Source organism: Spirosoma liriopis, from assembly GCF_023196085.1.
In the GTDB taxonomy this organism is placed as follows: domain Bacteria; phylum Bacteroidota; class Bacteroidia; order Cytophagales; family Spirosomataceae; genus Spirosoma; species Spirosoma oryzicola.
On sequence record NZ_JALPRF010000003.1, the window covers coordinates 859087 to 879173 of the forward strand.

The 20087-nt window shown below is 52.6% G+C and carries 16 protein-coding genes; 12 read left to right on the plus strand and 4 right to left on the minus strand.

Annotated features, from left to right (window positions below):
* Window positions 1-23: 23 nt before the first annotated feature.
* Together M0L20_RS20525 and M0L20_RS20530 are read right to left on the minus strand one after the other, a co-directional pair.
* Complete coding sequence (locus tag M0L20_RS20525) at window positions 24-1166, minus strand: DEAD/DEAH box helicase (protein ID WP_248478815.1); 1143 nt, start codon at window positions 1164-1166, stop codon at window positions 24-26.
* 43 nt (window positions 1167-1209) lie between these two features.
* Entirely contained in the window at window positions 1210-2538 is a 1329-nt protein-coding gene (locus M0L20_RS20530) for a DEAD/DEAH box helicase (RefSeq protein WP_248478816.1), read from the minus strand.
* A gap of 76 nt (window positions 2539-2614) precedes the next feature.
* On the opposite strand from M0L20_RS20530, the gene M0L20_RS20535 reads away from it, so the two are divergent.
* The 4 genes from M0L20_RS20535 to M0L20_RS20550 all read left to right on the plus strand — a co-directional run bounded on the left by M0L20_RS20535 (window position 2615) and on the right by M0L20_RS20550 (window position 6869).
* On the plus strand, window positions 2615-3940 hold the full coding sequence (locus M0L20_RS20535; RefSeq protein ID WP_248478817.1) for a DEAD/DEAH box helicase: 1326 nt from the start codon (window positions 2615-2617) through the stop codon (window positions 3938-3940).
* An 89-nt stretch (window positions 3941-4029) separates the two neighbouring features.
* Window positions 4030-5145, plus strand: a complete 1116-nt coding sequence (locus M0L20_RS20540; protein WP_248478818.1) for a family 20 glycosylhydrolase — start codon at window positions 4030-4032, stop codon at window positions 5143-5145.
* A gap of 12 nt (window positions 5146-5157) precedes the next feature.
* A complete protein-coding gene (locus tag M0L20_RS20545; RefSeq protein ID WP_248478819.1) occupies window positions 5158-6384 on the plus strand; it encodes a DUF5009 domain-containing protein in 1227 nt (408 codons plus the stop codon).
* A 14-nt stretch (window positions 6385-6398) separates the two neighbouring features.
* Window positions 6399-6869: a lipocalin/fatty acid-binding family protein gene (locus M0L20_RS20550; RefSeq protein WP_248478820.1), complete on the plus strand. Its 471-nt coding sequence runs from the start codon at window positions 6399-6401 to the stop codon at window positions 6867-6869.
* Window positions 6870-6895: 26 nt separating this feature from the next.
* On the opposite strand, the gene M0L20_RS20555 is transcribed toward M0L20_RS20550, so the two are convergent.
* On the minus strand, window positions 6896-8626 hold the full coding sequence (locus tag M0L20_RS20555; RefSeq protein WP_248478821.1) for a hypothetical protein: 1731 nt from the start codon (window positions 8624-8626) through the stop codon (window positions 6896-6898).
* Window positions 8627-8823: 197 nt separating this feature from the next.
* Between M0L20_RS20555 and M0L20_RS20560 the strand changes: the two genes are divergently transcribed.
* From M0L20_RS20560 to M0L20_RS20590, 7 genes are all read left to right on the plus strand, one after another.
* Window positions 8824-9342: a GFO_1088 family ECF-type sigma factor gene (locus M0L20_RS20560; RefSeq protein ID WP_248478822.1), complete on the plus strand. Its 519-nt coding sequence runs from the start codon at window positions 8824-8826 to the stop codon at window positions 9340-9342.
* On the plus strand, window positions 9326-10120 hold the full coding sequence (locus M0L20_RS20565) for a HEAT repeat domain-containing protein (protein WP_248478824.1): 795 nt from the start codon (window positions 9326-9328) through the stop codon (window positions 10118-10120). The genes M0L20_RS20560 and M0L20_RS20565 overlap by 17 nt, the downstream gene beginning before the upstream one ends.
* A gap of 118 nt (window positions 10121-10238) precedes the next feature.
* Window positions 10239-11018 (plus strand): DUF4097 family beta strand repeat-containing protein, encoded by a 780-nt coding sequence (locus M0L20_RS20570; protein WP_248478825.1) that lies wholly within the window; start codon window positions 10239-10241, stop codon window positions 11016-11018.
* 23 nt (window positions 11019-11041) lie between these two features.
* Window positions 11042-11740 carry a DUF4097 family beta strand repeat-containing protein gene (locus M0L20_RS20575; RefSeq protein WP_248478826.1) on the plus strand — a complete coding sequence of 233 codons (699 nt, stop codon included), beginning with the start codon at window positions 11042-11044 and terminating at the stop codon, window positions 11738-11740.
* A gap of 321 nt (window positions 11741-12061) precedes the next feature.
* Complete coding sequence (locus tag M0L20_RS20580; protein ID WP_248478828.1) at window positions 12062-14977, plus strand: T9SS type B sorting domain-containing protein; 2916 nt, start codon at window positions 12062-12064, stop codon at window positions 14975-14977.
* Between the two features lie 71 nt (window positions 14978-15048).
* Window positions 15049-15687: a YciE/YciF ferroxidase family protein gene (locus tag M0L20_RS20585; protein WP_232558477.1), complete on the plus strand. Its 639-nt coding sequence runs from the start codon at window positions 15049-15051 to the stop codon at window positions 15685-15687.
* A 216-nt stretch (window positions 15688-15903) separates the two neighbouring features.
* On the plus strand, window positions 15904-17781 hold the full coding sequence (locus tag M0L20_RS20590) for a M1 family metallopeptidase (protein ID WP_248478830.1): 1878 nt from the start codon (window positions 15904-15906) through the stop codon (window positions 17779-17781).
* 79 nt (window positions 17782-17860) lie between these two features.
* Here the strand turns inward: M0L20_RS20590 and M0L20_RS20595 are convergent, their stop codons facing one another.
* On the minus strand, window positions 17861-18640 hold the full coding sequence (locus tag M0L20_RS20595; protein ID WP_248478831.1) for an arylamine N-acetyltransferase family protein: 780 nt from the start codon (window positions 18638-18640) through the stop codon (window positions 17861-17863).
* A gap of 210 nt (window positions 18641-18850) precedes the next feature.
* On the opposite strand from M0L20_RS20595, the gene M0L20_RS20600 reads away from it, so the two are divergent.
* Window positions 18851-20083, plus strand: a complete 1233-nt coding sequence (locus M0L20_RS20600; RefSeq protein ID WP_248478832.1) for a multidrug effflux MFS transporter — start codon at window positions 18851-18853, stop codon at window positions 20081-20083.
* Window positions 20084-20087: the final 4 nt, after the last annotated feature.

A 20087-nucleotide genomic window follows, 5' to 3' on the forward strand; every position in this document is an offset into this window, starting at 1 on the left:
GTTTAATCCACGCCCTCAGGCGGTCAATATACCGCTACATTCCACTCAGCCGTATCGACTAGTTCGACGCGCTTGCCCATCTTTTTCTGAATGATTTTGAAGTGATGTTCGTCATCGGGTGTAATGAGCGAAATGGCTTCCCCCTCGGCTTCGGCCCGGCCCGTTCGACCGATGCGGTGAATGTAATCTTTGGGCGAGCGGGGCAGTTCGAAATTGATCACATGCGGCAGCAACTGAATATCAATTCCTCTGGAAATCAAATCCGTAGCAACCAGCACCGTGAGCCGACCGGCTTTGAACGTCGTTAACGCTTCGGTACGGGCACCCTGACTTTTACCGCTATGGATAGCAGCCGCCCGGATGCCGTTTTTGTTCAACTTTACGACGAGGTTATCGGCGGTTCGGGTCGAGGAAACGAAGATGAGCACTTGCTTCATCGCGCCCGTCTTGATCAGGTAGCGCACCAGCGGTCCTTTCCGCTCGGGGTCAACCCGGTAAGCAATTTGTTTGATCAAATCCAGGTTTTGCTCCTCGTCTACCGCTTCAATTTTAGTCGGATTGCGCAGCAGATTTTTCTGAATAGTATCAATCGCGTCGCCCAACGTAGCCGAAAAAAGAATCGTCTGTCGGCGGGTCGGCACCTGATCAATGAGCTGATTTACCTCATCAGCAAAACCCAGTTCAAGCATTTTATCCGCTTCATCGAGGACTAGAATGCGTACCGCCGATAAACGAACCGCATTCGTAGAAATCAACTCCAGCAACCGACCGGGCGTAGCGACAACAATTTCAGCATCCCGTACGGCAATCATTTGCGGATTGATGGATACCCCACCGTACACCGCCAACGTCTTCACGGGCCGGGGCAGTTTAGCGCTAAACGTTTGAAAAACCTCCGCTACCTGCACGGCCAGTTCGCGGGTTGGCACCAGCACGAGCACTTTCACCTCGTCGTTTTTTGGCAGTTGCCGACGCATGAACTGTTCGAGAATGGGCAAGACAAAACTGGCCGTTTTACCCGAACCTGTTTTGGCAATTCCTAAAATATCTTTTCCCTCCAGAATGGCCGGGATGGCCGTCTCCTGAATGGGGAACGGTTTTGTGTATTCTTGAGCCGTGATCGCTTTCAGCAGCGACGGCGATAAACCCAGCGACGAAAAAGGCATGTAAATTGTAGCTTGTGATGACTATGAGGGAGCCCAGCGACGGTTATTTCTTACCGCTCCGCTTGATGGGTCGACCGTATTTCAAACGCTTCTCGGCTTCGTAATCCCGGCGAACGTTTACTTTCTGGTTTTTCGCCAGTTTCTCATGGAAAGCCGGGCCGACATCCTCCCGCTTGGGCGCTTTGACCTCAACGATCTTCATGTGAACTTTCGGCTGTTCGGCTTCCGTCAGTTCGGTAGATATAATGAGTTGTTCGGGCAGCGGTTCGCGCGGGATCTGGTATTTCATCAGGGCTTCGATGGGCGCGATGGGCGCTTGATCCGCTTCGGTGATGAACGTAATGGCAATACCTTTTTTATCGGCCCGGCCCGTTCGACCAATGCGGTGAATGTAATTTTCGGGAGCATCCGGCGCATCGAAGTTGATCACGTGCGATACGTCGGCCACGTCGATACCACGCGCAACCAGATCCGTAGCGATCAAGATCCGGTACGTACCGGCCTTGAACTGATCGACGGCGTTGAAGCGGGCGTTCTGCGATTTATTGGAATGGATAATGCCGATTTGGTCTAGGTAATCATCCGAAAGCTGGTCGTACAGATCGTCGGCGAGTTGTTTGGTAGCGGTAAACACCAGCACTTTGGTCATGGCTGGATTTTGCTCCAGGAGCAGCTTCAACAGATTGACCTTTGTGTAGAAGTTAGGCACTTCGTAGCCTTTCTGCTCGATGTTTTCCAGTGGCGTACCGACGGGAGCCGCTTCGACCCGCACCGGATTAGCAAAGTATTTACCGATGAGTTGCTCGACTTCGTCCGTCATCGTGGCCGAAAAAAGTAGGTTTTGCCGTTTGGGTGGCAGCAGATCCAGAATGACATTCAGCTGCGCCCGAAACCCCAGGTTCAGCATTTCATCGACTTCATCGATCACCAGTTTCTTGAGCGATTTCATTTTCAACGCACCGTTGGTCAGAAAATCAACCAGCCGACCGGGTGTTGCCACCAGTATATCGGCCCCCTGTTGCACCTCGGCCAGTTGCGTTTTCAGATTGACTCCGCCGTAGACGCCCACGACCATCAGGTTCAGATACGTCGACAACTGCTTTATGGAGTCAACGACCTGAACCACCAATTCCCGCGTCGGAACGATGATAAGGATTTGCACCTGATGCTCTTTCGAAAACTGATACTGTCGAAGACTCGGCAACAGATACGCAAACGTTTTACCCGTTCCCGTCTGGGCAATACCACAGACATCCTGCCCTGACATTACCACCGGAAACACCCGTTCCTGAATAAGTGTCGGCGTGGTGTAGCCAAGGTCGTTGAGTGCGTTCAGGAGCGGTTTGTTTAGATTCAGCGCGTCGAAAGTCATAGTCGTATCAGTATACCAAAGGACGAAGGTAGGGCTTATCTTTAGTAGCCCCCGCATTTTGAACTACTTTTACGGCATGATTACTCCCGAACAACAAACCGATATACTGGCCCGGCTGGGCATCACGACGCTGAACCCCATGCAGGAAGCGGCACAGAACGCGATTCTCGCCGACAACGACACGTTTCTGATCGCGCCCACCGGTTCGGGAAAAACGCTTGGTTTTCTGCTACCCATTCTTCAGTTGCTCAGCCCCGACCAGCCCCAGGTGCAGTGTTTGATTCTTTCCCCCTCGCGAGAACTGGCCCTGCAAATTGAACAGGTCTGGAAAAAGATGGCGACGGGCTACAAAGTCAACGTGTGCTACGGCGGTCATCCGGTCGAAACCGAAATCAAAAATTTAAGCAATCCCCCCGCCTTGCTGATCGGAACACCCGGTCGAATTGCCGATCACATTACGCGCCGGACGTTCTCGCTGGAGGGAATTCACACGCTGGTGCTGGATGAGTTCGACAAGTCGCTGGTAATGGGCTTCCACGACGAAATGGCGTTTATTATCGGCGGTCTGCGCAATCTGCGGAAGCGGGTGCTGGTTTCGGCTACCTCCACCATCAGCATTCCCGATTTTGTCCGGCTTTACAAACCAACCACGCTGACGTTTACCCCCGAGCATGTAGAGCAAACGGGCTTGACGACGCACGTTGTTTACGCTCAGTCAGCGGATAAGTTCGACACGTTGTTTCGGCTGCTTGGTTCGTTGAATTCGGAAGGAGCCCTGATTTTCTGCAACCTGCGCGAAACCGCCGACCAAACCAGCGACCAGTTGGCCGAACGCGGTATTCAATCACTCGTCTACCACGGTGGTATGGAGCAGGCCGACCGCGAACGAGCCTTGATTCAGTTCCGAAACGGCAGCGTGCGCTATCTGGTCACCACGGATCTGGCAGCGCGGGGTCTGGACATTCCCGAGATGAAACACGTCATCCATTACCAGTTGCCCCTGCACGAAGCGGAATTTACGCACCGAAATGGCCGAACGGCCCGAATGCACGCCAGCGGAACGGCGTATATTATTTTATCGCCGAACGAAGAAATACCCGCTTATCTGCCCCCGTCCCTGGATGAGTTAGTGCTCCCAACCGGAAAACCAGCGTTACCGAAGCCAGCGGACTTTGTGACGCTGTACGTCAGTGGTGGCAAGAAAAACAAGCTCAACAAGGTCGATATTGTCGGTTTCTTCTCGCAAAAAGGCCAGCTCGACAAAGGCGATCTTGGGCTGATCGAGGTCAAAGATTTTATGTCCTTTGTGGCCGTCAAGCGTGACAAGGTTGAGGATTTACTGGAGAAGATCAGTCAGGAGAAAATGAAGGGAAAGAAGTATAAAATCGAAATAGCCCGGTAAATGACAAGCCGCTGGGTTTTTCTCCTGAACGTTGAATAGAATCGCCTGCTGATTCTCTTTCTAAAGAGTACGTTACAACAACCTTCCTCATGACCCGATTTTCGATACGTTTACTGGCACTTCTTTTCGGCCTGATTTATCAGACGTCCTGGGCGCAAACAAAACTGGATAGCTTGCTGCCCGTTCGTGGCTTCTGCATTGCCGCTCCGCAGCCTAAGCAACTGGATACATTCCTTAAATTTATCAACGAAGAGCTTGCTCCGCGTCAGGTCAATACGCTTATCCTGCGAATCGATTTCAATTACCAGTTCGACAGCCATCCCGAACTCCGTGACAGCGTCGCCTTGTCGAAACGAGACGTAAAGAAGCTGGTGAAAGCCTGCCAGAAAAACAACATCCGCCTGATTCCGCAGATCAACCTGCTCGGTCACCAATCCTGGGCCAGCACAACCCACAATCTGCTCCGCGTTTACCCCGAATTTGACGAAACCCCGCACGTCAAAATGCCCGAAAAATACGTGTGGCCCAATCCAGACGGTTTGTATTGCAAGAGCTACTGCCCGCTGCATCCGGGCGTACACAAGGTTGTTTTTGAACTGGTAGACGAAATCTGCGATGTGTTTGAAGCCGACGCTTTCCACGCGGGGATGGACGAAGTGTTTTACATCGGCGACGATAAATGTCCGCGCTGTTCGGGTCGCGACAAAGCTGAATTGTTTGCCGGAGAAGTGGGCGAAATTCGGAATCACCTCGCACAGAAAAACCGGAAGCTTTGGATTTGGGGCGACCGGCTTCTCGACGGGAAAACGACGGGCATCGGCATGTGGGAAGCCAGCATGAACAACACGCACCGCGCCATCGACCTGATTCCCACCGATGTGATGATCTGCGACTGGCACTACGAACGGCCCGATCAGACCGCCGTTTATTTCGCGACCAAAGGACTTAGCGTGATCACCTGCCCCTGGCGCAAACCGGCTTTTGCCGTTACCCAAACGCAGGACATGGTCAAATTTAGAAAGTCGGTAACCCCCCAGATGAAAGAACGGCTTCAGGGCATGATGCAAACGATCTGGTCAGGAGCCGGGCAGTTTCTGGACGAATTTTATGGGGTGAAGACGAATCCTGACTCGGGCGAAAACACGCAAACAAACTGCTTCAAAGCGCTTTACGGCGAAATAAATCGACTCGGCGAAGCGAACTAACGTCCATTGGCTATGATAACCTCTCAACCAAAGCTTAGCGCGGTAGACCTGTCGCTCAAACGCGTGTTTTCCATCGACGTGTTCCGGGCACTGACCATGCTGACAATGATTTTTGTGAACGACCTCTGGACCTTATCTGGTATTCCGGTCTGGCTCGAACACGCCCGCTCCGATCAGGATTTCCTGGGTTTTGCCGACACGGTTTTTCCGTGTTTCCTGTTCATCGTGGGCATGTCGATTCCGTTCGCCATCCGGCAGCGGCTCAGCAAGGGCGATTCGTACGCAAAGATCGTGCAGCACATCGTCATCCGGTCGGTTGCCCTACTGGTGATGGGCGTGTTTACGGTCAACGTACCGGATCTGAACGCGCGGGCAACGGGCATAAGCGCCGAATGGTTTCAAATTCTGATGGTGCTGGGTTTCTTCTTGATCTGGAACCAGTATCCTAAACGCGAAGGAACCACCAAAGCCGTTTTCACGGGCCTACAACTACTGGGCGTTGTCCTGCTCATTTACCTGGCAGTGGTGTTTCGGGGCGGCCCTGATGACAAGCTCGTGGTGATGACAGCGCAGTGGTGGGGTATCTTGGGGCTGATCGGCTGGACGTACCTGACCTGCGCCATCTTGTATCTGTTCACTCACAAACAGCCGTTGTTGTTGGCCGGTCTGTGGCTGTTCTTTACGATGGTTTGCATAGCAGGTCATGCCGGTTGGCTACACGCACTTTGGCCCGACGGTCCCCGCGACTGGATTCTGGGCAACGGCGCGTTTGACTCGTTCGCCTTCGCGGGCATTCTCGCCACGACACTCCTGACCCATCTTTACCGAACCGAACAAGCCCACCGTCTGCCTACCTTCTTTGCCGGTATTGGCGTCTTGCTTCTGCTGGCTGGTTTCGTTGCGCGGCAATTTTTTATCATCTCAAAAATTCAGGCAACGCCAACCTGGGTATTTCTTTGCTGCGGCATTGCGTTCCTGGTTTACGCGGTCGTTTACTGGCTGGTCGATTTGCGGGGAAAGGCGAACTGGTTTGACCTGATCCGACCCGCCGGAACCAGCACACTGACCTGCTATCTGATTCCGTACGTGTATTACAGCGTCGCTGATTTGTCCGGTATTTCGTTGCCCCAAAGCCTCACGGTCGGCGTTATCGGCTTGCTGAAAAGTGTACTGTTTGCGTTAGTGGTTGTGGGCATCACGGCCCTCCTGGGCAAACTACGCATCAAACTTAAGCTATAACCAAGCCTTAGGCGATGAAACCGATTATACACGCCCTGGTTGGCACCTGGTTTATTTGCAGTACGAACTTTCCAATGTGGCTGAAGGGCGACAAGATCAACCCTACGTTCACGTATTCGCTAACAACCAAGAACGGGAATACCAACGTTTTGCTGGACGAAGTAACGTACCAGAAAAAAGGAAAGACCAAGACGCTGACCGGCTTTGACTATCCCGATCCGAAAAACGCATCGGCCTTCGTCTGGCGGGGCAAAGGCGTTTTAAGTCTACTACGGAGCCGGTGGAGCGTTGTCCTGCAAGATCCCAATGGACAATGGGCGGTTATTCAGTTCTCGAAAACGCTGTTTACGCCCGAAGGCATTGACATCATCAGTCGAACTCCGCAACTACCTGCCGAAACCCTCGATTACATCAAGGCTCAGATTGCGAATAAGCCGGAGTTAGCCAGTCATCTGGCTACGATGCACGAACTCCCTATCCGCTAACGTAATGAAAACTGACGCGTTCAGCCTTACAAAGCCAGCAGCAGTTTGGCGTTCGAACCGAGTTGCAGCTGATTACTGGCGGAATAAATAATCCGCAACGCATACACGTTCGTATTAGCCGGAACGGTCACGGTATGGTTCACCTGGAGAATATCGCTGCTGTTCGGCACCCGATTACCCGACCAGATCGACGGGTCGTTCCAACTGCCGGGTTTAACCGTGTACATCGTGCGAGAACTGGTTTCGAGGGTAATGACAACGGCACTCATCGGCGCAACCGTAATAGCAAGGCTGGATGAATTCGGTAACGTCAGTGCGGTAGGGGTTCCTTTCGTGAACAAGCCACTGGTGGCTACCTGAGCGCTGGCGTAATACGTATCGGCCGCGTACCCGTACCGACCGGCCTGCGACAAAAGCGTCTGGTAGCTTGCCGTACGGATCGACACACCCGGTATCGTTATGCCCGCGTTTATCGTGTTGGTAACGTCTTTATTCAGCAACGTGATTTTTATCGTTTTCCCGTCGTCGGACGAAGTAGCGAAATAGCTGGCTCGTGGATTTCTGGCAGATGTCGTTGGCGTGACCGTTAACAACCGCCCATTTTTTGCGCCGTCTACGAACGCGAGCAGACCATAGTAGATAGGCGCTACCCGGTACGACGCCACCGTACTGCTCGCTCCCCAGTCGATGGCCGAGTAAACGCTGGAACCCGAGGAGTGAAAATTCACACCACTGACGCCACTAGCCGCCAGTTCGTACAGATAATTCAAAGCCCACAGCGCCGACACGTACGTGTGCGATACGTTCGTGGTATCAGCCGTACCCGTTGCGGCACTGCTCGTTTCCGAAAACCGCAACGACACTTTCTTGGTCTGAGCCAGTTGCGTCACGTATGGCAACAGGCTGGCTTTGAACGTAAGCGGTGCGTTGTTAAAATTTAAAAGCGTATCGGCTGCGGCATCCCGCGACAAGGTCGTAGCGTTGTTACCCAGTCCGTAGCTATGCACATTGAGGGCGGCTAAAGGTCGGTTACTCCCCGAATTGTTTAGGTACGATGTGTACACGTCGTTCCAGCGCTGGTTCATCGCCCCGTAGTATTTTCGGGCTCCGCAATCCAGACCGCTGATGGGTATCGCCGAATTGGCCGCTTTGATGGCATCGTACATGGGCAGGTAATCCTTGATCAGGCAGCTATCGGGCGTGTAAGCGGTACTTCTGAATACGCCAGCGTACAGATACGGCTCGTTACCCAGGCTAATGCTATGCAGCTGAGCGCTGTATTTATTCATGATATACGTAGCTTCCGACACGGCGTTGGCGGGCGTGTTATTTGGCAGATTGATGGTGTAGATGCCTTTCCAGCCAATCTCCGACAAAAACGTAAAGAATTTGTCGGTGTCGTCCTGATAGGTAGCCCGAACGTTTGTGCTGCTTCCCCGAGTCGTGTTCTGCCAGACCATCCGATCATCAGCGGTAAAACCACCCAGCCGGATCACGGACCGATTGCTGATGTTGGCCAGTAAATTCTTTAGTCGGTTGTTGCCGTTCGTCCCTCCTTTCCAGAAACTGCCCAATACACCCCACCGTCCCGTAGATAAGGTGTATTGCTCCATGCTGAATCCGACAAAATCCTCATTAACGCGATACCCCGCCGTTGCCGCGTCGACGTTGATCGCTACGTTGACGGACTGAGCAGACACAGACGGACGCAACAGTAGATTGACTACCAGAAACGCCAAGCAGACGATACATTTCATAAAAGAGACTACTAAGACGATAGTAAAGAAGTAAAGCTTAACCGGTTAGTTGTCAAAAAAGAGGAGATCGAAGCGAAGGTATACCTAAAGTTTATAAACCGAAAATAGTGTTCTTTTCCCATCGAAAAATAGCTACGTCGAAAAAATAATGCCAATCGCTGTAATGTTTTACGAACTCGCTCGTCTTTGTTTCTGAAATGGACTTACAAGCCTTTAAGCAGCGGATACTGCCCGTTCAGGGACGACTTTTTCGACTAGCGAGTATGTTTCTCCGCAACCGCGAAGAAGCCGAAGACGCTATGCAGGACGTGCTCCTGCGGCTTTGGTCGAACCGACAACAGCTGGATACGTACCAGAGTGTCGAAGCCCTGGCGGTACAGATGACCAAAAATCTGTGCCTGGACAGGCTAAAGTCACCGGCTAGACAGAAGATGACGGACGATTCAAGCTTACTGACGGTACAGGCCGAGGGAATATCACCCTATCGGCAGACGGAGCTAACCGATAGCGCCACGTTGCTTAGACGGCTAATCGACGAACTGCCCGAGCAGCAGAAGTTCATTCTCCATCTGCGGGATGTTGAAGAGTATTCGTTCGAAGAAATCGAACAGGTTACTGGCCTTACGGTCAACAACATCCGCGTCATTTTGTCGAGAGCCCGCCAACGTCTGCGGGACAATTATTTAAAAGCCAATGCGTATGAAGCTGGACATTGAAGCCTTACTGAAAAAATATTACGAAGGAGAAACGACGGTGGTGGAAGAAAACCAGTTGCGGCAGTTCTTCCAGCAGGAAAACGTTCCTGAACACCTACGAAGCCATACGGCCCAGTTTCGCTACTTCGCCGGAGCCCAGAAGCAACAGCCCTCAGCCGCCAGCACAACCCAACTGGCAGCAAAGCTGGATACGCCCCCCCTGGGTCGCGTGCGGAGTCTGACAAGCTGGACAATGCGAATAGCCGCCGGCGTAACCTTACTACTGGTTGGTTTTGCCAGCGGTCGGCTTTACGACCGACGGTTGTGGGACCGGGCAGGCACCGAAGCGGCCTATGGGGAAAGCACCGACGAGGCACCAGCCCGCGACATCAAAAAAGTACTGGCGTTCGGTCAGACACCCAGCACATCGGCCAGCGAACGAATTCAGGCTGTTAACCAAAGTTATGAGCTAGCGCAGGTGGATCGCGACATTACGCAACTGCTCATTAACACCCTGAATTTTGATGCCAACGTAAACGTGCGACTCGCGGCCTGTCAGGCGTTGATCCGCTTCGAAAACGAGCCGGGCGTCCGCGAAGCCCTCATCCAGTCGCTCAAGATTCAGAATGATCCGAACGTACAACTAACCCTCATCGACGCCCTGGTGGCGATCAAAGAGAAACGGGCCGTGAATGAAATGCAGCGATTGGCGCAAAATCAGCATGTACTGGACATTGTACGCACGAAAGCCGCCGAGAGCATTAACCGTCTGAATCAAACCGGCCATTCGCCTTCGTAGGTTTTAGGGCAAAAACCATTCGACAATGGCTAGTAACAGGTACCCGATTGGGCGCACGCTGCGTCGTAGCCGTAAAACAACCATTGACCACTTAATTCAAATCCATTTAATCCGAATCATGAAAAAGTTACTCCTACTGAGTACCAGTATCGCATGGTGCATAACCGCTGCCCAGGCTCAAGAATACAAAACAAAGCTAGCGAATGCCAAAGACCGCAAAGTGATCATCGAAATGTCGGCCAGCGACATTAAAATCGAAGGGCACAACAGCGACGAGGTGCTGATTCAGGCTACCTCCGGCTACGAAGCCCCCCCCGAACGAGCTAAAGGACTCAAACCGCTCTACAACAGCGCCGTTGACAATTCCGGCATTGGCCTGGCGGTAACGCAGGAAAACGGTGGACTCAAAATTGAGAAAGCAAGCCGGAGGTCGATAAAATACACGATTCGATTACCCCGTAAAGTAGCCGTGCTGTACGAGCAATCGAACTGGCAGGGCTCTGCCATCAGCATCAGCAACATGGATGGCGACTTAGAAGTAAAAACCAACAATGCTCAAATCGACCTGACCAATGTAACGGGCCCGGTCGTAGCCAACACCACGAACGGACCGATCAACATCACCTTCTCCGCCCTGAGTCAGGAGAAACCGTCAGCCCTTTCCACCGTCAACGGCCCGATCGACATCACCTTACCGGCTAACTCGAAAGCGAATCTGCAACTTCGATCCATTAGTGGCGAGATGTATACCGACTTCGATCTGGGTGTCAAAAGCACAAAGGACGGGATGTCGAAGGTTGGTGGAGGCCAGATCATCGAAGGAACAACAAACGGTGGTGGTGTTGAGATGCAACTCAAGACGATCAACAGCAACATCTACATCCGCAAGCAAAAATAACGACTTCTTCACCCTTTCCTACTATGAAAAATCTGTCGTATCTATTCCTGTTTAGCCTATTGGTCAGTTCTGCTTTTGCGCAGAAAATCATTGAAAAGAGGCTCTCCGTAGCGAATGACCAATGGGTAAATCTTAATTTAAAGTTTGGTGACAGCATTCGCATCCGGTATTGGGACAAATCAGAGGTGTCTATCCGTATAGCGGTAACCGTTAATGGCGGCCGACTCAATGACGCCCTGCTAGTAACCACAGGCAGTACCGAACAGGAGGTTACGGTCAAGACCGACTTCGACAAGGAGCTGATCAAACAAGGCAAGGCCGAAGATTGTCCCGGCGCAACATCGACCTGGCGCAGCGATCGCAACGGCCAGAGTCACTACCTGTGCAGTGACATCAATTATCAGGTTTTTCTACCCCGCAAAGCCCGGCTAAAAGTGGAAACCATCAGCGGTAACATTGATATCGAGGGAGCTACAGCGGCCGTCTTTGCCAAAACTATCAGTGGTTACGTGGATATGAACTGGCCTAAAGGCCAGGGGGCTAATCTGGAAGTAAAGACCATCACGGGAGAAGTTTATTCCAATCTGAATATTGATTTCAAAAACAAAAAGCAAAAACACCCGATGGTAGGCTACCTGCTCGAAGGAACCACCAATGGAGGGGGTGCGGATGTACACCTCGAATCGATCAGTAACAATATTTTCCTGCGCCGAAAAGAGTAGCGCCATTTCCTCAGACCGGTAGATAGAATCTTTGCGATACGGTGCGGGCTACCCGGCTCGGCTACGTTTCGGCAAAGGTTCTATTTATTGCTTAAACGGTAGACTACTCTGCTACTCCGAATCGGCGAACGTTATTCACACAACAATAACACACTGATAAACAGGAGCATACCAATAAACAGATCTACCTTTTAAGCCGTAATATCTCCAACTTGGAGCTCCATTCATTGGCCTTTATACGAATCAACCGGATTAAATCGATCTTAGAAAGATATATACGTTTCTCCGCCCAATGCGTTGTACTTGAAATGCGATAACTCTATGCGTCTTGTTTACAACATTGGGCTATTTGCACTGTGCCTGCTGGCACTTCTGCGGCCAACTGTCAGCCAGGCTACCCACGTGCGGGCTGGCGAAATTACTACCCGACGCCTTCCCGGTCCGTCCTTGACCTACCTTATTACCTTAACGGCCTATTATGACGAAAGCCCTAAAGGTCGGGATGCGGCCACTGCGGCCACGGAAGCGCCGATCTGCTTTGGCGACGGTACAAGCCTGTCGGTTCCTCGCTCAGGACGCGTGTACATCAACGGCAACACATCCTCCGTAAACTCCTATACCGTTATTCACACCTACGCGGGGCCGGGGACGTACGTTATAGGTAGCTACCTGATTAACCGAAACGTAGGAACCTTGAACCTCCCGCCCGCTGCCAGCTCCGATCAACTTTCTTTTTACGTGTCGACCACCATTCTGATTAACGCAGCCTTGCAGGTCAATTCGACGCCGGTGATGCTCAATCCACCACTGGATTCGGCGCGTGTTGGTCAGAAGTTCTGCCACAATCCGGCTGCTTTTGACGCCGATGGCGACAGTTTAGCGTATCGACTCTATAGGCCGCAGGCTACCGTTTCGGGCTGTCGAAGTCAGATCATTCCTTCTTACCTGGACCCAACTCAATTCAGTAACGCCAAGGAGGATGGTAGTTCACCGGCTACCTTTAGTATTGACCCCCGAACGGGCGATTTGTGCTGGGATGCCCCCGGCCAAGCGGGTCAGTTCAACTTTGCCTTTATCATCGAAGAGTGGCGCAACGGCGTGAAGATCGGGGAGATTATTCGGGACATGCAGCTTACGGTTGTCGATCAGCCCAACAAACGACCCCTGATTGTGGGAGCGGAGATCTGCGTAGAAGCCGGCACTTTGATTCAGCAAGCCATCACGGCCACCGACCCCGACGGCCAACGGGTTATCATCCGAGGATTCGGAGGGCCGCTGAACGTCAACAACGATGGCTTACCGCTGCCCCCAGATCTGCGTATTCCGCCCGAGTTTGCCCGCCTGATCAACGGAGGAGTAGCCCAGGCCCAACCCGCTACGGTAACCTTCAACTGGCAAACCAACTGCAATCAGGCCCGAGCCGAGCCCTACGACATTACCCTCAAAGTCAACGACGTGCCCGGACGCGGGGCTGTTTCGCTGGTCTCCTTCGCCACTCTGCGCATCCGGCTCTACGCTCCCTCGGTCAAAAACCTCACCGCCCGACCTACCGCCACCACTGCCGGACGAGCCATCCAGCTCAACTGGAGTGCCTACAGCTGCGGACGCGTGACAACACTCGGCGCAGGTAACGACACGACCCAGCTCATCATCTACCGCAAAGAAGGTTGTACGCCTATTCAATCCCAGAGCTGTACCACCGGTTTAGACCCTAGCTACGGCTACCAGGAGATAACCCGGGTTCCTTATACGGCTACCAGCTACATTGACACCAGTGCCTTGCGTCGGGGAGTGAGCTACTCCTACCGCATCGTGGCCCGCAACCCCGGCATCGGCAACAACGGTGGCTTTAGCGTGGTCTCCACCGAAGCCTGTCTGGAACTACCCCTGCTGGCACCGGTCATGACTCAGGTCACCGTCGACAGCACCGACACCCAACGGGGCCAAATCACCGTCCGCTGGACCCGCCCGCTGGGCCTGCAACCGGGTGATCTGGGCGCTCCTTACCAGTACCGCTTGCAGCGGGCCACTGGCCTGACGGGTACTGACTTTGTGACCGTAGCCACCATCAACACCAATCTGCAAGCGGGGCTGGCTGACACGGTCTACGTGGACAAAGGCAGCTCGACGAGCGCCCTAAACACGACGGCCAACGCCTACCGCTACCGGGTGGAGTTCTACTACACGGCTGCGGGCGGTGGGTTGACGCGGCTGGATGTGACCGAGGGCGCTTCGAGTGTGCGGCTGTCGGCGGCTCCGGCTCAGCGTCAGGTCACCTTGAGCTGGCAGGCAAGTGTGCCCTGGAGCAATGACAATCAGGTGCATGATGTGTACCGGAGTCGGTCAGGCCCTAACGGCCCTTTCAACAAGATTGATGAGGTACGTGTCAGCGGAACGGCTAGTTACACCTATGTAGATACAGGTACGGACAACATCGTAGTGGATGGTAATACGAGCCGGGTACTATCCGCCGACAGCAGCTACTGCTACCGGGTGATGACCCGGGGGACCTACACCGATGCACGGCTCGCGGTGGCCGTGCGGACTCCCTTGGAGAACTACAGCCAGATTCTCTGCGCCACGCCCACCGACACGACCCGGCCCTGCCCTCCCCGGCTGGGGCTGGATAGCCTGAACTGCGCCAGTCTAAGCCCCGAAAGCCTGTGCAACCAAACCAGCTTTACCAACAAGCTGCGCTGGACACCCACTAGCGGCCCCACCTGTGATCCAAATGTAGTAGGCTACAAGCTCTACTACGGTCGCTATGAGCAGGACACCCCCGCCGAGTTAGTGAGCATCCCCGCCCCAACGACTAGCTTCGAGCACAGCAGCTTGAGTACCGTAGCGGGTTGTTACTACGTGACGGCGGTGAGCCGCTCGGGGGTGGAGAGTTTACCCTCGAACCGGGTGTGCAATGATGCGTGTCCGTTGTTTGTGTTGCCCAACGTATTCACGCCCAACGGCGACGGCAAGAATGATGTGTTCGCGGCCTTGAGTTGCCCTCGTTTTGTGGAGAGCGTAGCCCTGGTGGTTTACAATCGGAATGGCAGCAAGGTCTACGAAGGCAGCAGCGCAAGCCTAGCTTGGCCTGGTAAGTCGAGTGACGGTACGGACCTGCCGAGCGGGCTGTACTACTATCAGGTGAGTGTGCGGTATGCGGTGCTGGACCGTGCTGCGCCGGCGCAGGTCTTGAAAGGTTGGGTACAAATCCTGCGCGAAGGGGTCAGCATGCGGTAGGGCATCACGCGAACAATTCATAAAAAGATCGGTTTAAGCAATCAGTTTATCACTTAACTCAATCACCTTGTATGGCTTCGCTGACAGAAAGAATAGCTAGTTTTTTTAGTGGTAACGACTCGTCAACCGATGAAGGGTTACGCGACTTGTTCATCAGCGAGTTGAAGCGTGTTTATTACATCGAAAAAAGAGCCGTTGATGCGCTGGGTGAACAGGCCGAGGCCAGTACAACCAACGAAGTTCGTTCGGCTTTCCTGCAACATCAGGACGAGAGCGCCAATCAGGTTGATCGCTTGGAAGAAATATTCAGAATAATCGGTATCCAGACCGAAGAGCAGTCATCGGATGCCATCAACGGGCTAATTAGTGATGCCCGGCTGGTCGTTACAGAAACCGAAGAAGGTTCGCTTACGCGCGATGCGGCTTTGATTATTGCCGCTCAGAAAATCGAGCATTACGAGATTGCGATCTACGGTTCTCTGCTGACACTGGCCAACGTCCTTGACTTTACGCAGTCGGCGGAATTGTTATCTATGACGCTGGAGGAAGAGAAAACGACGGATCATAAACTAACGGCACTGGCCGAATCCTTTGTCAACTCGCGCGCTAGAGAAGAGGAAGAGCAGCATCCGGGAAGTCACCATGCGAGTCGCCATCCGCTTCACGGTTCCGATGCTGACGTAACGCTCGGTGGTCCGCTGGGGGTTTAACGATACTCACTACTGGTTCTCTACTAACGTCCCGACTGTTCTGACAGTCGGGACGTTTTTGTTTTGCGTAGTACAAAGCGCTTGCGTACGCTTTCATACGACTATCCCTCAAACGCTACTGACCGTTTGTGTAAAGCTTGAATTCTTAGTGCACGATTTTCGATAGTTTAGCCGATTCAATCAGCATCCGCCGGATCAGTGATCCAGTGTCTATTTATGAGAAAACTAATTTTATTTTCCTGTTTTATGGTCGGTATGGCATTTGCTGCTCAGTCTCAGCAGTTGTACATGCCCCGTAACATCAAACAAGCGTACCAGAAAGGAACGCGGTCGATGGATGGGAAGCCCGGCAAAAAATACTGGCAAAATTCCGCCCGTTACGCCATTACGATCACGGCAGCACCGCCTAACCGCACGATTCGGGGAACGGAAGAAATTACGTATGTCAACAACAGCCCCGACACGTTACGGCAGCTCGTTTTCAAATTGTTTCTGAACAGCCACCAGCCCGGAGCAATACGACAATCAGCCGTTTCGGCCAACTACCTCACATCGGGGATTCACATCGACAAATACGCCGAAAACAATACGTCGAAAACTTGGCAGGATGCGGGTAGCTCTACGGTCAAACGGGTTGGCTTGACCAAACCGCTGTTGCCCCGCGATTCGGTAAAACTATCACTTGACTGGCATTACGACATATCGGTGGAAAGCAACCGCGAGGGCGCGCTCGATTCCACCACGTTCTTTCTGGCTTACTTCTACCCACGCGTTGCCGTGTATGATGACTACAACGGCTGGGATCGAACCGACTTTACGGAAGCGCAGGAGTTTTACAACGACTTCAATGATTACAGCCTTACGGTTAATGTGCCCAAAAATTACGTCGTTTGGGCCACCGGCAATCTATTAAATACCGACGAGGTGTTGCAACCGACCTACGCCAAGCGCCTGAACGAATCCATGCGCACCGATTCGGTTGTCCACATCGCGACATTGGCTGAAATGACGGCGGGAAATGTAACGAAATCACAGGCCGTAAATTCCTGGAAGTGGAGCGCGAGTTACGTTCCCGATGTCGCCCTGTGCATCAGTAATCACTACGTTTGGGACGCGTCGAGTGTGGTGGTCGATAAATCCACCAAGCGACGGGCCAGCGTGCAGGCGGCTTTTCTGGATACGGCCAAGGATTTTCATCAGATGGTCGATTTTGGTCGGCACTCACTCGACTGGTTTTCGAACAACTGGCCGGGTATTCCCTATCCGTACCCCAAAACAACGATTGTTCAGGGTTTTGCCGACATGGAATATCCCATGATGGTAAACGATGCCACCACGGACGACCTGAATTTCTCCCGCTTTGTCGCCGAGCACGAAATTGCGCATACCTGGTTTCCGTTTTACATGGGCATCAACGAAACCCGTTACGGTTTCATGGACGAAGGCTGGGTTACGGCGCTTGAATACCTGATTAGTCAGGCGGATCTGGGTACCGAGACAGCCACCCGAAACTTCCAACAGTTTCGCGTAGCCTATTGGAGCAAAGACCCCTCCGCTGAACAGGATTTGCCGATCATTACTCCCGCTAATATCCTGAGTGGTGCTGCGTTGGGTAACAACGAATACGGTAAAGCCGCCATTGGTTATCTCGCCTTGAAAGAGTTGCTGGGTGATGCTGTGTTCAAAAAAGCGCTGCACGACTTCATGGACCGCTGGCACGGCAAACACCCTACGCCCTGGGACATGTTTTATAGCTTTAACGACGCGTCGGGGCAGGATCTGAACTGGTTCTGGAACAACTGGTTTTTCAGCAATCACTACATCGACTACAGCATTCGGCAGGTTATCCCTTCAGCGAACAAGTGTACCATTTCGCTCGAAAATATCGGCGGCTACGTGGCTCCTGTCGATATTGTTGTGACCTACACCGATGGCACGACGGAGACGTTTCACCAAACGCCCAACCTGTGGAAAGCAAACCAAAAGCAAGCGACCGTTAATTTGACCACGAAGAAGAAAGTACAGGCAGTAACGCTGCAAGGCGGCATTTTTATGGATGCCGACCCCAGCAATAATAGCTGGAAAGCCAAGTAAAAAACTAACAGACCGGGACGATTAGGCAATGCCTGTTCGTTCACGGGTTATGGTTTAGCGGGGTCTATTTCAGCCCCTGCTAAACTAGAACATCGGGCTGAGCCATCTGAATGCCAAAGTATTGATAAAGCAGGTGCTCAAATTCCGGCTTATCCCGAACGGCTTTATTGATCAGTTGATTGTTGCTCGTGATTTTCAACGCGCTATCTGTCAGTGTGACGCGCCCGTGCGTTAAGGCGATGGTACATAGCTTGTTTTGCGTGAAATACGAATCGGCAGATGTTTGATGAAAGTGGCACATTGACGCAAAATCCGATAGTTCGCGGGCCGTACGCGTGAACAGATAGGCTGGAATCCATTCGCCCGTGCTATCCCGCTGATTGATAGCGAAGTAGTTCGCATCGTATTCCTTAAGCAGATACCGACCGCTCGCATCCGATTGAATCAGGTTCAGTCGTAGCGGCATGGGATAGAACGGAAACCGGCGTCCGAATCCAACATCGACCAGCCAATCGATGCCGTCAACGTGGGCGATTATTGCCAGATGATCAAATTCAGCGTTGAAACCTTTTTCCGGATCGTAGACGCGACCCGATATACGCCGAACCTGAAAGCCGATGGCGCGCAGTAATTCGTAGAACAAGCCATTTAGTTCGTAGCAAAACCCACCCCGCTTATGCTGGACAATTTTCGTAAACAACGCATCAGGTTCCAGTATAATCGCTTCTCCATAATGGATGGACAAATTTTCGAGCGGTATGGTCAGTAGGTGATGGTAATGCAGTTTTCGTAGCGTAATCAGGCTTGTATCGACCGGTCCTGCGTAAAGAAGTCGATTTAGATAAGCATTGATGTTCATAGCGGTTGTGCGAACAATAGAGTACCTAAAGTAGCATCAACGCCGACAAAATTCGCTACGGTCATTCCTAAAATAGCCCGAATGATTGATCAACCGCTCTTTACGATGTTTGAGTTGCGCACTCGTAGCGAATACGCACAAACAACCGGGTTCAGGAACAATCCCTTACCGTCGAACGTCTCTAGAAGAAAGTACATCCTCTGAGCGTTTATGACTCGCCGACAACATTTTGTTATTATTCTGATCTTAGGTACGCTTACGACAATCAGTCCATTTTCGATTGATATGTATCTGCCGGGCTTCCCGGCCATTGCCAAAGATCTTCATACATCCATCGCTCAGGTCCAGTTGTCGTTAACTGCTTATCTGGTCGGTATTGCTGTCGGACAGCTTATCTACGGTCCTCTGCTGGACCGGTTTGGCCGGAAGTTGCCTTTGTACGCGGGCTTATTTCTTTATCTGGTGGCTTCCATTGGCTGCGCGTTGACAACCTCCATAGAAACGCTTATTCTTATGCGGCTCCTTCAGGCCCTGGGCGGCTGTGTTGGACTGGTAGCGGCTCAGGCGCTGGTGCGCGATCTGTTTCCCATCAGCGAAATCGCTCAGGTCATGTCCCTGCTGACGCTTGTACTGGCCGTATCGCCCATGATTGCCCCAACCGTCGGCAGTTACACAACCGTCGCGTGGGGCTGGCATTCGATTTTCCTGATCCTTGCCGTAATAACCGTGTTTATTCTGGTAGGTGTCCATTTTGCACTGCCCAACGGGAAAGCCCCGGACGACTCTTTATCGCTCCGGCCAGCCGCCGTTTTGGGCAACTTTTTTATGGTCCTCAAGCAGCCTCAGTTTCTGACGTATGCGCTGGTAAGCGGCACGGCAACATCGGCCTCGTTTGCTTACATTTCCGGATCACCCGATGTGTTTATAAACCTCTACAGGATGAGTGAGCAGCAGTACGGCTGGCTTTTTTCGGCCCTTGCGGTCGCGTTGATTGCCCCAACGCAAATGAACCGATTCTTGTTGAAACGCTTCACTAGTGAACAAATAATTTACGTAACCTTGCTCTACCAATGCGCCGTAGGGCTGCTCATGGTTTTAGGTACCTGGGCGGGGTGGTTTGGTCAGTACGGTCTGATTGTCATGCTATTCCTGTTTTTATGCGGGCAAGGGTTGACCGGGCCCAATTCGACCGCCTTATCGCTGGCTCCGTTCAGCCGTCACGCCGGTAGTGCGGCTGCGCTAATGGGAAGCTTTCGTATGGCATTTGGAGCTGTTGTGTCCGGACTAGTTAGCGTCCTGCATAATCATACGGCAATACCGATGGTTGGGGTTATGTGCGGCTGTGCCCTTAGCGGGTTAGTGGCTCTGTTGATCGGCAGGCGCGTCATTCAGGGCGAAAATCATCAGAAAACAATCGGTGCTGTTTCGGAAGCAACCTTGTAGTTCA